Origin of the sequence: Arthrobacter crusticola (assembly GCF_004357995.1) — a bacterium.
GTDB lineage: Bacteria > Actinomycetota > Actinomycetes > Actinomycetales > Micrococcaceae > Arthrobacter_D > Arthrobacter_D crusticola.
The window spans coordinates 243,274-255,810 of the sequence record NZ_SMTK01000003.1 but is presented as its reverse complement, the minus strand read 5'-3'; the positions used below and the strand labels follow the sequence as shown (position 1 = coordinate 255,810).

13 protein-coding genes and 1 riboswitch are annotated in these 12,537 nt (G+C 70.0%); of the genes, 1 reads left to right on the top strand and 12 read right to left on the bottom strand.

Going from position 1 to position 12,537, the window contains the following annotated elements:
* Positions 1-34: 34 nt before the first annotated feature.
* The 8 genes from E2F48_RS08955 to E2F48_RS08920 all read right to left on the bottom strand — a co-directional run bounded on the left by E2F48_RS08955 (position 35) and on the right by E2F48_RS08920 (position 7,234).
* Positions 35-2,008 (bottom strand): NHL domain-containing thioredoxin family protein, encoded by a 1,974-nt coding sequence (locus E2F48_RS08955; protein ID WP_133403657.1) that lies wholly within the window; start codon positions 2,006-2,008, stop codon positions 35-37.
* Positions 2,005-4,158, bottom strand: a complete 2,154-nt coding sequence (locus tag E2F48_RS08950) for a bifunctional copper resistance protein CopD/cytochrome c oxidase assembly protein (protein ID WP_133403656.1) — start codon at positions 4,156-4,158, stop codon at positions 2,005-2,007. The genes E2F48_RS08955 and E2F48_RS08950 overlap by 4 nt, the downstream gene beginning before the upstream one ends.
* Positions 4,159-4,254: 96 nt before the next feature.
* Positions 4,255-4,533, bottom strand: coding sequence for an HU family DNA-binding protein (locus E2F48_RS08945; protein WP_120167571.1), 279 nt, complete (start codon positions 4,531-4,533; stop codon positions 4,255-4,257).
* A gap of 292 nt (positions 4,534-4,825) precedes the next feature.
* Positions 4,826-5,131, bottom strand: a complete 306-nt coding sequence (gene rpsN / locus E2F48_RS08940) for a 30S ribosomal protein S14 (RefSeq protein ID WP_120167570.1) — start codon at positions 5,129-5,131, stop codon at positions 4,826-4,828.
* A 3-nt stretch (positions 5,132-5,134) separates the two neighbouring features.
* Positions 5,135-5,302: a 50S ribosomal protein L33 gene (gene rpmG, locus E2F48_RS08935; RefSeq protein ID WP_019481734.1), complete on the bottom strand. Its 168-nt coding sequence runs from the start codon at positions 5,300-5,302 to the stop codon at positions 5,135-5,137.
* Positions 5,302-5,538 carry a 50S ribosomal protein L28 gene (gene rpmB / locus E2F48_RS08930; protein ID WP_026545364.1) on the bottom strand — a complete coding sequence of 79 codons (237 nt, stop codon included), beginning with the start codon at positions 5,536-5,538 and terminating at the stop codon, positions 5,302-5,304. The genes rpmG and rpmB overlap by 1 nt, the downstream gene beginning before the upstream one ends.
* Before the next feature lie 356 nt (positions 5,539-5,894).
* Positions 5,895-6,386 (bottom strand): MarR family winged helix-turn-helix transcriptional regulator, encoded by a 492-nt coding sequence (locus E2F48_RS08925; RefSeq protein WP_133403655.1) that lies wholly within the window; start codon positions 6,384-6,386, stop codon positions 5,895-5,897.
* Between the two features lie 62 nt (positions 6,387-6,448).
* A complete protein-coding gene (locus E2F48_RS08920; RefSeq protein WP_133403654.1) occupies positions 6,449-7,234 on the bottom strand; it encodes an SGNH/GDSL hydrolase family protein in 786 nt (261 codons plus the stop codon).
* Between the two features lie 98 nt (positions 7,235-7,332).
* Here E2F48_RS08920 and E2F48_RS08915 point away from each other — a divergent pair, with 98 nt between their 5' ends.
* A complete protein-coding gene (locus E2F48_RS08915; RefSeq protein ID WP_120167564.1) occupies positions 7,333-8,292 on the top strand; it encodes a diacylglycerol/lipid kinase family protein in 960 nt (319 codons plus the stop codon).
* Positions 8,293-8,379: 87 nt separating this feature from the next.
* Here E2F48_RS08915 and E2F48_RS17620 read toward each other — a convergent pair whose 3' ends face one another.
* The 4 genes from E2F48_RS17620 to E2F48_RS08895 all read right to left on the bottom strand — a co-directional run bounded on the left by E2F48_RS17620 (position 8,380) and on the right by E2F48_RS08895 (position 12,530).
* A complete protein-coding gene (locus E2F48_RS17620; protein WP_246018726.1) occupies positions 8,380-9,267 on the bottom strand; it encodes a M23 family metallopeptidase in 888 nt (295 codons plus the stop codon).
* Positions 9,268-9,271: 4 nt separating this feature from the next.
* A riboswitch (cyclic di-AMP (ydaO/yuaA leader) is annotated at positions 9,272-9,502 on the bottom strand.
* Positions 9,503-9,626: 124 nt separating this feature from the next.
* Positions 9,627-10,673, bottom strand: a complete 1,047-nt coding sequence (locus E2F48_RS08905; protein ID WP_133403653.1) for a siderophore-interacting protein — start codon at positions 10,671-10,673, stop codon at positions 9,627-9,629.
* Entirely contained in the window at positions 10,670-11,518 is an 849-nt protein-coding gene (locus tag E2F48_RS08900; protein ID WP_133403652.1) for an ABC transporter ATP-binding protein, read from the bottom strand. The genes E2F48_RS08905 and E2F48_RS08900 overlap by 4 nt, the downstream gene beginning before the upstream one ends.
* Position 11,519: 1 nt before the next feature.
* Complete coding sequence (locus E2F48_RS08895) at positions 11,520-12,530, bottom strand: FecCD family ABC transporter permease (protein ID WP_425455773.1); 1,011 nt, start codon at positions 12,528-12,530, stop codon at positions 11,520-11,522.
* Positions 12,531-12,537: the final 7 nt, after the last annotated feature.

Below are 12,537 nucleotides of genomic sequence, written 5' to 3'. Positions count from 1 at the left end.
CCGCCGGGCCGACAGGGCCCGCCGGCGGCTGCGCTCAGTTGACTCCGCGCAGGTCCAGCACCAGTTCGGCGTCACCGGCGGCGTCGAGTACCACCGGAATGCCCCAGTCCTGCTGGTAGAGGTGGCAGGCGGCGTGGTCCGGGATCGTCCCGCCGGGTTCGCCGTCGCACGCGGCCGCCCGGGCACTGATGTGGAGCACCCCTTCGCGGACCTCCTCCGAGAAGCGCAGTTCCCGGGTCAGTCCCGCCGAGGTTCCGGCCCCGGCCACCAGGAGGTTCTCGGGCGAGGCGGAGATCTTCAGCTGGGAGGGATCCCCCCACCGGTCGTCGAGCTTCTGCCCCTTGGGCGCGGCGAAGCGGACGGTGAGCGCCAGCGGTCCGCTGGAGACGGCGGTCTTGGGGCGCTGGCTCTGCGAGGCGCCCTCATTGACGGCCAGGGCCTCCTTGGGGATGGGCAGCCGCACCAGCTGGTGCTTGTTGGACTCGACCACGATCAGCAGCGGCTCGCCCCCGTCGGGGGCGGCGTCGAGAACGACGTCGGACGGTTCGGCCAGCCCGCGGGCGAGGGTGGACACCGTCCCGGTCGCCGGGTCGTACCGGCGCACGGCACCGTTGTAGGTGTCGGCGATGGCCACCGAGCCGTCGGGAAGGGCCGTGACGCCGAGGGGGTGCTGGAGGCGGGCCTGGCCGGCGTCGCCGTCCCGGAACCCGAAGTCGAACAGGCCGGTGCCGATGGGGGTGTCGACCGTGACCCCGGGCCGGCCATCCGTCAGCGAGACGCTCAGCCGGCGCAGGGAGGAGGTTTCCGAGTCGGCCACCCACAGGTTGCCGTCGCGGTCCTCGGCCAGCCCGGAGGACTGGGCAAACCAGGCAGTGGACCCGTCGCCGTCGAGCAGGCCTTCGAGGCCGGTGCCGGCGAGGATGTCGACGCTGGAGGTGTCCGGGTCGAAGGTGAAGATCTGGTGGGTGCCGGCCATCGCGATGACCACCCGGTCCAGAACGCTGGAGTAAACGACGTCCCAGGGGGAGGACAGGGAGATGTTCAGGGCGTCCGTGCCGAGGTGGGCGTCGAGCAGCCGCGGCGTGTCGTCATGGTCCGCTTCGGCCGCCGCGTGCTCCGGGCCCGGCTTGGTGTGGTTTCCGGAGTCGAGGAGCCGCTGCACGCCGTTCCCGGCCAGGGTGCGGACCGTCCCGTCGCTGAGGGAGACACCGCGGAGGCGGTGGTTGACGGTATCGGCGACGACCACGTCGTAGCCGGCGCGCTCCGCAGCGTCCAGGGGCAGGAGGGCCAGGCCCTGCGGTTCGTTGAACTGGGCGGTGTCGGCGTCGCCGTCGGCGGCGCCCCGGGTGCCGGCGCCGATGACGCGGCGCACCGTCGTGAGGTCCGCTTCGAGTTCGACGAGGCGGTGGTGCCCGGTGTCCGCGGCGAGGTAGGTCCCGCTGGCGGGCAGGGGCAGGAGCTTGCCCGGGAATTTCAGGGTACCGGCGGTGCTTTCGGCGGGCACGTAGGGCCCGTCGCCGCGGTGAAGGGTGCCCTTGGCCGTGTGTTCTTCGACGAGTTCACTGACGAGCGAGTCGAGGCCCGCCGCGTGCCCCTCACCGGAGAGGTGGGCGACGATGTAACCCTCGGGGTCGATCACGACGAGGGTGGGCCAGGCGCGGGCCGTGTAGGCCTGCCAGGTGAGCAGGTCCGGGTCGTCGAGGATCGGATGGTGGATGTCGTAGCGCTCAACGGCCGCGGCCAGTGCCACCGGGTCGGCCTCATGCTCGAATTTCGGGGAGTGCACGCCGACCGTGACGAGGACGTCGGAGTAGCGCTCCTCGAGGGGCCGCAGCTCGTCGATGACGTGAAGGCAGTTGATGCAGCAGAAGGTCCAGAAGTCGAGCAGGACGATCTTGCCGCGCAGGTCCTCAAGGCGCAGCTGCCTGCCTCCGGTGTTGAGCCAGTTGCGGCCGGCCAGTTCCGAGGCCCGCACGCGGTAGGAGGTACGGATCGAGGTTTCGGTCATTCAGAGGCTCCTGGCGTCGGTCGGGATGCGGGGCTGTGCGAGGTCGGAGTGGGGGTGCCGGCGGCACGGCCGCCATTATCGCGCGCCGCGAGGTCGGCGAACATACTGTTATAAGCGGCGAGGTCGGCGTCGTTATTCCGGTCGGCCGCCCGGTCCTTGCGCCGGGTGTCGCGCGCATCGGTCCGTGACCACATGATCGCCACGCCGATGGCCAGCAGCAGCGTCGGCACCTCCCCGATGCCCCAGGTCACCGCGCCGCCGATCGCCTGGTCCTCGAGGGCGGAGGGGCCCCAGTCCCGGCCCATGCTGCCGAACCACGACGCTTGGAGCAGCGAGTCCGAGCCCGTGAGCGCGACGCCGAAGAAGGCGTGGAAGGCCATCGTGGCGAACAGGAGCAGCAGGCGCAGCGGGAAGGGCGCCCGCCGGGGCAGGGGGTCGGTACCCACCATCGTCAGGACGAAGATGTACCCGGTGATGAGGAAGTGGGTGATCATCAGCTCATGGCCGACGTGCTCGCGCAGGGCGAATCCGAACAGCGGCGAGTAATAGAAGATCACAATCGATCCGGCGAAGTTCGCCGCGGCGAACAGCGGGTGGGTGATCAGCTGCGAGAAGCGTGAGTGGATCAGGACGAGGATCCACTCCCGGATGCCCCGGCTGCCGTCCCCGCGCGGGGTCAGGGCCTTCAGGGCCAGGGTAACCGGCGACCCGAGCACGAGGAACAGCGGAACCACCATGGTCAGGGCCATGTGGTCGACCATGTGGGCGCTGAAGAGCACCATGCCGTAGACCGCCGGCGCGCCGGAGGTGAAGTAGGTCAGGAGGAGAAGGCCCGTCAGCCAGCAGGCGAGCCGCAGCGCGGACCACCGGTCCCCGCGGCGGCGCAGCTTTGCCATCCCGAGGACGTAGGCCGTGGCGAGGGTGAGGACGACGGCGATCCACAGCCAGTCCGGCCTCCACTCGGTGAACCAGCGGGCCACCGTCGGGGCGGGCGGCAGGTCGTAGCCGGTGAGGATGCGCGCCGGTGAGGCGTTAGGCTCAAGTTCCTCGCCGCGGGGCGGGGCGGTCCGGCCCAGGGCCGCGGCCACGCCGGACACCGCAGCCATGATGAGCAGTTCGACGGTGACCAGCTGCCACAGGACCCGGCGTGCGCTCAGCCGGGAGCCCCCCGAACCCGTCCGGTCCTCGAGCTGCGGGATGACCCACTGCCGGTGCATCCAGCCGATGCCGCCGAGCAGGAGCGTGGCGACGGCCTTGAAGGTGACGAGCAGCCCCCACTGCGAGCTCAGCTGGGACAGTTCGGTGATGCGCAGGCTGGCGTTGACGATCCCGGAGAGGAACACCAGGGCGAAGGCGAACCCGGCCAGCGCCGAGAACCGCTTGAGGACCGGCAGGGTGGAGCCGCCGAGGCGCCCGCCGACGACGGCAAGGACGATGATGCCTCCGAACCACAAGCACACCCCCACGAGGTGCAGGGCGATGGAGTTGACGGCCGCGTTGTGGTCGTCGCCGCTGGCCGCGTGTCCCACGAGCGCCGCCGGAAGCAGCCCGAGCAGCGCCAGGACGGCGGCCACCCCGAGCCCGGCGGAGGAGCGGACGCCGAAGGTCAGCGTTGCCACCACCGCGGCGACAATGGTGGTGATGGTCCAGGCCCGGCCGGCCGCGAAGTCGGTGATGAAGGAGCCAAGGCCCTGGGTGAAGGTCTCTCCGGAGCTCAGCGGGAGCCCTGCGGCGTCGGAGTAGGTGAACACGAGCACCCCGAGGGCACCGAGGGTCCACAGCACCGCCGCGGCCGAGGCGAGTGCCAGGGCCCGGGTGAAGGCGGGGTGTTCGGCCCGGGCGGAGTCGGTGCGGCCGGGACGGCCCCCGCCGAGGGTCCGGGGCAGGATCACGACGGCGAAGACGAGGGCGCCGATGGTTCCGGCGGCTCCGAGGTTGTTCGCCGCCTTGGCGAAGGGCAGTCCCCAACGGGTCAGCGCGCCGGGGTCGCCCAGTGAGCGGGAGGCGGCGGCACCGGAGAACAGCAGCGCGGCCAGCAGGGCCAGGACGACGAGGACTCCGGCCGCCGCAAGGAAGCCCGGGCCGGTCCCGCTCTCCGTGCGCTCCGCGCTCTTCCGGGGGCCCTTCGCAAGTGTTGACACGTGTTCCATTGTCTACCCCCGGTAGAACAAGGGCCAATCGCGGGCCCGGTTAAAACGGAAAGGACCGCTGCCGGTGGTCGGCAGCGGTCCTGAATCCTGCGGAGACTACTTGGCGGAGGCCTTCAGCTTCGAACCCGCGGTCAGCTTCACGCCGTGGCCGGCGGCAATCTGGATGGTTTCGCCGGTCTGGGGGTTGCGGCCGGTGCGGGCGGCGCGGCTCGTGCGCTCGACGGCGAGCCAGCCCGGGATGCTGATCTTCTCGTCCTTGGCAACGGACTCTGCGAAGACGTCGAACAGGGCGTCAAGCACGCTGTTGACTGCAGCCTGGCTGGTGTCAGCCTTGGCAGCTACCTCGGCAACAAGTTCACTACGGTTTTTAGCCAATTTAGGTCCTCCTGGACATGGTTATTGAAACGAGCTTTCGGGGTATTCGGAAAGCCCCTGTCGGAAAACTTACCAGCTTGGGCGGAAAAAACCCGGAACTGCGCCGCTCCTGCGCCTTTATCGGGGGCAATTAGGGGCCATCCGGGCCCGAAAGGCCCCTGCGCGGACCCGTGGGGCCGTCCCCAGGGCGCCCGGCCCCTGCGGGAGGCCCTTCCCGGAATCCCGGGCCCGAACGCAGGAGAAGCCGGCGGCCCGAGGGCCGCCGGCTTCTCCTGCTGATGCTGTGTGCTGGTTACCAGCTGGACTTGGTCACACCGGGCAGTTCGCCGCGGTGGGCCATGTCGCGGAAACGCACACGCGAGATGCCGAACTTCTGGAGCGTTCCGCGGGGGCGGCCGTCGATCTGGTCGCGGTTGCGGAGGCGCACGGGGGAAGCGTTGCGCGGAAGCTTCTGCAGGCCGAGGCGTGCGGCTTCGCGGGCGTCATCCGACGCGTTTTCGTCGACAAGGGTCTTCTTGAGCTCGAGGCGCTTTGCAGCGTAGCGCTCAACGATCAGCTTGCGCTGCTCGTTGCGGGCAATCTTTGACTTCTTTGCCATTCTTTAGCGCTCCTCTCGGAATTCGACGTGCTTGCGGATCTTGGGGTCGTACTTCATCAGGACCATGCGGTCGGGATCATTACGTCGGTTCTTCCGGGTCACGTAGGTGTAACCGGTTCCGGCGGTGGACTTCAGCTTAATGATGGGACGTACGTCCTTATCCTTTGCCATTAGAGCTTCACTCCCCTCGCCTGGATCTCGGCGACGACGGCGTCAATGCCCCGCACGTCAATGGTCTTGATGCCGCGCGCAGAAACCTGCAGCGTGACATTGCGGCGCAGGGACGGAACCCAGTAGCGCTTCTTCTGAATGTTCGGGTCGAACCGGCGCTTCGTGCGGCGGTGCGAGTGCGAAATGCTGTGTCCAAAGCCGGGCTCGGCTCCGGTCACTTGGCAGTGGGCTGCCATAACTCTCCTCCAGTTAGATGATCGTGACGGAATCACTTGTGAAGCGTCCCGCCACCAGTAATGACACCGTTATTACTGCAGCTTTCCGGAGGTGGACCTGGCAGGGTGAGAACCTGCCGAGGCGCCTCGCCGCGGGGAAGACGGTGAAGATTCGGCGCCGCGGGTCGATGTCCCGGCGGCGGCCTAATATTCCAGGTGGTTACGGGTAGCTGTGTCCCTTCCGCCGGGGCGGGAGCGACTCAACCAAACGCCATACCATACTACGTGCCGTCCGGCTCAGCGCCAAACCGGAAGGCGGAGTCGTTTTCCTGCTGTGCGCGTCCCGGGGCCCGGGCGTGCCCGCCCTCCCGGAGGAGTCATTCGGTGCGCCCGTCCTCGCCGAGAATCCAGTGGTCGGCCTGGATGGCGGCGAGGATTTTCCGCCCCACCCGCTCAAGGTCGGCGGTGTCGCGCCTGTCCAGGGACTCGAAGACCAGCTCGCGCACCTTGTCGACGTGCTCTACCGCCAGGCGCTGGACGGCATCCATACCCTCCCCGGTCAGGACCGCGGTGGTGACCCTTCCGTCGTAGGTCGAGGGGCTGCGCGAGAGCCAGCCGCGCGCCTCCAGCTTCTTGGCCACATGGCTGAGGCGGGACAGCGAAGCGTTGGAGCGGGCGGCGAGCTCGCTCATCGGAAGGCTCAAGTCCTCGGACTCGGAGAGCATCGCCAGTACGTGGTAGTCGAACAGGGTGATGCGTGCCTCGCGGAACAGGTGGGCGTCAAGGGTTCCGGGCAGCAGCGTCGAAACAGCGTACAGCGCGAGCCACGCCCGGCGTTCGTCGGGCGTGAGCCATCGGGGCGATGCCATGGGCCTATCCTGACACATGCCGGGGAGCGGACCTGTTCCCGCAGCCGGGGGCGGAACCCGGCTCACCGGACGCTGGCTCCGGACCAGTCGGGCTGGCTCAGCGCGGGGTACTTCGCGGTGAGGTCATCGCCCGAGGAGACACCCCGCAGCCGCCGCCCCACCCACGGGGAGAGGTAGTCGCGTGCCCACTGGGCGTCGGCCCGGAGCTGGTTGAGCCGGGTCAGCGCGGGCCGGGCGTCGAGCTCGGGGAGGTCGATGCTGTGGGAGGCCTTAAGGGTTTCGAGGACCTTCCGGGCCATGAGCAGGTGGCCCGCGGTGGCCATGTGCATCCGGTCGGTGTCCCAGTAGGACCAGTTCCGGAATTCGCGCATCCGCCAGTAGTCGACGATGTCGGCGCCGCGGTGGTCGGCGATCTCGCGGAGCAGCTCGTTGTAGACGGCGGTGCGGCCGCGGGTTGTGGCGAAGACGGCCGAGCCGGAGGAGTCGAATCCGGTGAAGACGACGACCGCCGCGCCGGTGGCGGCGAGCCGGGCGATTCCGGCGTCGTAGTGCTCCATCAGCGCATCGATGTCGACGCGCGGGCGCAGGATGTCATTGGCGCCTGCGTAGATGGTCACGAGGGTCGGCTGCAGCAGTACGGCGGCGTCGATCTGCTCCTCGAGGATCTGGCGCATCCGCTTGCCCCGGATGGCGAGGTTGGCGTAACCCCAGGAGCTGTCGGCCAGGATGAGCTGCTGTGCGACTCGATCGGCCCAGCCGCGCACGCCGTTGGGGCTGCCGGGGTCCGGGTCGCCGACACCTTCGGTGAAGGAATCGCCGAGTGCAACATACCGCTGGGAAAAATCCATCAGCAAAGGCTACCTCGTCTGCCAACGGCGGCACAGCCCGGGTAGGCTCGTGCCAACCCGTGACAGGCGGGCCCCGACAGGCGACTGGAAAGGAATCCATGACGACCACCGACCGTGCCGGCAAGCGGGCCGCGTTGATCCTCAATCCGATCAAGAACACCGGAGCGGACGCCCGGGAGATTGTGGAGCGGGTTTCGTCCGAGGAGGGCTGGGAGGCGCCCCTGGTGCTCGAGACCACGGTGGAGGACCCGGGCCACGGGCAGGCGCAGGAGGCGCTGCGCGCCGGGGTCGATGTCGTCATCGCCGCCGGCGGCGACGGCACCGTGCGGTGCGTGGCCGAGGAACTGTCGGGCACCGGGACCGCGATGGCCCTGGTGCCGCTGGGCACGGGCAACCTGCTGGCGAGGAACCTCGATATTGCCGTGGACAACCCGGAGGAGGCCGTCGATACGGCCTTCCACGGGACCGAGCGGAGGATCGACGTCGTGCACGTCACGGTGGACCGCGCGCAGAAGGCCCACGTCTTCCTCGTCATGGCCGGTCTCGGCTACGACGCCGCCATCATGTCGGACACCCGGGACGACCTCAAGGACAAGGTGGGCTGGCTGGCCTACGTCGATGCCGGAATCCGGAACCTTCCGGGCAAGCCGGCCCGGACCACCATTACGATCGACGGCGGCCGCCCCTTCGACCGCCGGCTGCGCAGCGTGATGGGTGGGAACTGCGGCAAGATCATGGGCGGCCTTGAGATCTTCCCGGGGGCCAAGATCGACGACGGGCTGCTTGACCTGATGACGGTCGCACCGCGGGGGCGTTTCGGCTGGTTGAACGTGGCGGGCAAGCTCTTCGCCAAGGGCAAAGGCAAGGACCCGTCGCTGGAGTACTACCAGTGCAGTCGGGCCGAGGTGCAGCTCCACGAGCCCCTCGAGGTGCAGCTGGACGGCGACCCGCTGGGCAAGGCGACGCACATGTCCTTCGAGATGAAGCCCGAATCGCTCCGGCTCCGCATGCCCTACGGCCGCAAGGACCCGGCGATTCTCAGCAATCCCCTGCCGTAGGCGGTCGGGCATGAGCGGGGCTCGTGCCGGCGGGACACTGTCATGCCGGGCACGTGCCCGGAGCGCCTTTGTGGAGTCGGTCCCGGACTAGAGCCAGGGCAGGGGGTCGACCTTCTCGTCGTTGACGAGTACCTCAAAGTGCAGGTGGCACCCGGTGGAGTTTCCGGTGGTGCCGACAGCGCCGATCTGTGCGCCGCGGGCGATGGTCTGGCCCGTGCTGACGCCGATCGAGCTGAGGTGGTTGTAGGTGGACTTGAGCCCGTCGCCGTGGTCGATCACGATTCGTTGTCCGCCGCCGTAGGCGTGCCAGCCGGCGTCGACGACCACTCCCCCGTCCGAGGCGTTGACGGGGGTTCCGCACGCTCCCGCGTAGTCAATGCCGGTGTGGAGTTCGGGCGCGTAGCCGCCGAGCGGGTTCACGCGGTACCCGAAGGTCGAGGCGACGGTGAGGTTCTCAAGGGGCGCTGCGAGGGTGGGCTTGTCGCCGGTCCGGGTGATCCCGGTCGAAAGGGTCTTGGCCTTGCCGCCGGATTTGGCCATGGCCACGCCAGCCACCTTCTGGCGGCTGAAGTCGAGGTCGGCGGCCGCGTCGGCGGTGACCGGCGGCAATGACACTGCCGGGGCGGCCTGGGCCGTTGCCGTCTTGGTGTCCATTGAGGCCGGCGCGGGGACGGCGCCCATGACCAGGCCCGCGCCGACGGCGGCCAGGCCTACGACGAGGGCTCCGGCGCGCACCCGCGGGAGGAGGCCCGCCGGCTTGGTGTCGACGGCTGCCGTGTGGCGCAGATCACGCCGACGGACCGGCAGTGGCTCGGACCGGCCGACCGGCAGCGCTTCGGGCCGGAGCGAGCGGCGGCTCGGGAAGGCGGGGACGGCGTCCAGCGCGGGCCGAGCGGCGGGAGCCGGTGTTGCTGAAGTGGCGCTGGGGACAGCTGCGGACGCGCGGCGGCGTCCGGGCAGGGCCGGGTTGGTCAAGTTTCATGCCTCTCTGCGACGCCTGCGAAGTTAGCTGTCGGGTTCGAGCAAGAGTCGACTCGGCCCCACTGCACAGGGCCGGCTCCCTGCCTGCCGCGAAACGGGCAGGCGGGCATCCGGTCCACTGTGTGCGGACAGTTCAATGCAGTGAGGCTTCACCCCGAAGACAGCGGTGCGCTGCCGGGAAGTGGGTCCTCCGCCCCTGTCATGAGGTGGGTCAGAGCGGTCCGCTGACAGGGCTGGGCGTACGGACCAGGGGAATACACGGTGTTGAGACTTCACGCAAGCTTACTCTTTTTACTGGAAGTTACAATTCCGTTATGTTCCACTAGGCGTGTCGTCGGCGGCGCGCCGGGCCGCTACGCGGATTCCGCCCGTCCGCGGCGCCAGTAGCCCATGAAGGCAACCTGTTTGCGGTCGATGCCCACGTCGCGGACCAGGTACCGGCGCAGTTCCCTGACCGTCGAGGCCTCCCCCGCGATCCAGGCATAGAACGGCTGGGAGCCCGGAGGGCGTTCGGCGGTCGAGGAGGCCGCGGCGGAAAGCGCCTGGGGGGTTTCCCAGAGGATGGTGCGGTCGACGTCCACCTCCTCGGGTTCGGGGCCGGGGGCACCCTGCCGGTCCGGGGCGGACCCGGCCAGGACGGCCCAGCCGGGCGGGGGAAGGGCGCGGCGCACGGCCTGATTCAGGAGTGCGCCGTGCTCCTGACGTCCGCGCACGAGCCAGGTAGCCTCCACCGAGGAGGGGGTTTCAAGGGGCTGGATGTCCGCCGCGTCGGCGACTTCTAGGAAGGCCTGCCCGCCCAGTTCCGGTGGCAGGGATTCGAGAATGGCGCTGATGGCGGGGACGGCGGTTTCGTCCCCGGCCAGGAGGACCGAGCCGGCCAGTCCGGGCCGCCACTCGATGCCGCCGTACGCTCCGGCGGTCGCACACCGCGCGGCGGCCGCGTTCGGGCCGATCAGGCACAGCGTCGCCCCGGGAGCCGCACCGGCCGCCCAGAGCGCGGCCGGCCCGGCGCTGCCGTCCGCGTCGAAGTGCAGGACGAAGTCCACGTCGATTTCCGGTGAGGGGCCCTGGCAGCGGGACGCCCTGACCGTGTAGGTGCGCATGACCCCGCGCTCGGCCGGGTCAAGGCCGAGCCACCGCTGGTACCAGCCGTCGCCGTCTCCGCGCCGAAGTTCGCCGGAAAGGTCGACCGTGCTGCCGCCGGGGGGAGGGATGATGACCTTGATCCGCAGATCGCAGGTTGGCCCGTTCACGCCGAAGTCCCGCAGGCTGTCTCCGCCGAAGGTGATGCGCTGGAAGTTCGCGCCGATCCTCTCGACCTTCTTCACCTCGACGTCGAAGGCGAGCACCGGGGGAGCCGGCGGCGCCGGCCGGGCGGCGCGCCGGGTGGTTTCCGTCATGACGCCGCCCCGGTGCCGGCCCCGGCGGGGACGGGCGCGGTGTGGTGACGGCCCACCGGGACCACCAGGGGGGTGCCGGCAACGGGGTCGGCGATGACGGTGCAGACCAGGCCGAAGACCTCGCGCACCAGCCCGGGCGTGACGACGGCGGCCGGCGGGCCCTGCGCCGCGAGGCGCCCGTCCTTGAGCACGATCAGATGGTCGGCATAGCGCGCGGCGAGGTTGAGGTCGTGGAGCACCATGGCCACAGTGGTTCCGGAGCCCCGGTTGAGGTCGGTGATCAGGTCGAGCACCTCGACCTGGTGGGCGACGTCGAGGAAGGTGGTCGGCTCATCAAGGAGCAGGATGTCGGTCTGCTGGGCCAGAGCCAGGGCGATCCAGACGCGCTGCCGCTGGCCGCCGGATAGCTCATCGACAGAGCGGTCGGCAAAGGAGAGCGTGTCCGTCACCCGCAGGGCCTCGGCCACGGCGGCGTCGTCCCCGGGGGTCCACCGGCGGAACCAGCCCTGGTGGGGGTAGCGGCCGCGGCCGACGAGTTCCGCGACGGTGATTCCTCCGGGCGGAACGGGCGACTGGGGCAGCAGCCCGATGGTCCGGGCCACGGCACGGGAGGGGAGGGAGCGGAGGTCCTGCCCGTCCAGCAGCACCGACCCGCTCGAGGGCTTGAGCAGCCGGGCCAGACCCCGCAGCAGCGTCGATTTTCCGCTGCCGTTGGCGCCGACGATGACGCTGACCCTGCCCGGAGGCAGCGTCACGGTGAGCCCGTCCACCACCTTCCGCTCGTCATAGCCGAGCGTGATGGAGCGCGCCTCAAGGGTGGAGGGTACTCGCGGGGTATCAGCCATGTCAGCCTCCCTGGCCGGATCGGTTTACGGATATCAGCAGCCAGAGCAGGACCGGCGCCCCGAGGGCACCGGTGAGGACACCCACCGGAAGGGAGGTCCCGGGAATCAGGTTGGCTGCGGCGAAGTCGGCTGCCAGGACGAGCACGGCGCCCACCAGGCCGGCAAGGGCAAGGGAGGGCGGCCCGCCCACGAGGCGCCGGGCGATGGGCCCGCAGAGGAAGGCGACGGCGGCCACCGGGCCGGCCGCGGCGGTGGACACGGCGGCGAGGCAGGCGCCGGTGAGGATCAGGGCGGCCCGGGAGGCCTCCACCCGTACACCGAGTCCGGCGGCGGCGTCGTCGCCGAGCTCAAGGAGCTGCAGGATGCGCGAGAGCACCAGGGCGGCGGGGACGAGGAGCACCAGGGCGCCCCCGAGCAGGACGGCCCGGTCCCAGTTGCTTGAGTTCAGGGATCCGGTGAGCCAGACCAGCGCCTCGGCCGCCGTCCGGAGATCGGCGCGGGTCAGCAGGAAGTTCACCAGGGCATGGAGGACAGCGGCGAAGGCGATGCCCACGAGGATCAGCCGGTACCCGCCGAGGCCGCCTCGGCGGGCGGTCAGGTAGAGGGCGGCGGCCACCGCCAGGCCACCGGCGACCGCGGCGAAGGACACCGCCGCCCCGGAGGCTCCGAAGAGCACGATGGCCGTCACCGCACTCGCGCTCGCCCCGTAGCTGATGCCGATGACGTCGGGGCTGGCCAGGGGGTTGCGGAGCAACGTCTGGAAGATCGTTCCGGCCATGCCGAAGCCGATCCCCACGAGGACGGCCATCAGGGCGCGCGGCAGCTTGTTCTCGAGCACGATGAAGCTGGCTCCGGGGATCTGCGCCCCGCCGAGGATCCGGAAGAAGTCGGGAACGGTGACCGTATAGGAGCCAAGAAGCACCGAAACGGCGAACAGGACGACGACGGCCAGCGCCAGCGCACCGGCCCGCACGCTGTGGGCCCGCCGCCGTGCGGCGCGCCCTGCGGCCAGGGCCCGG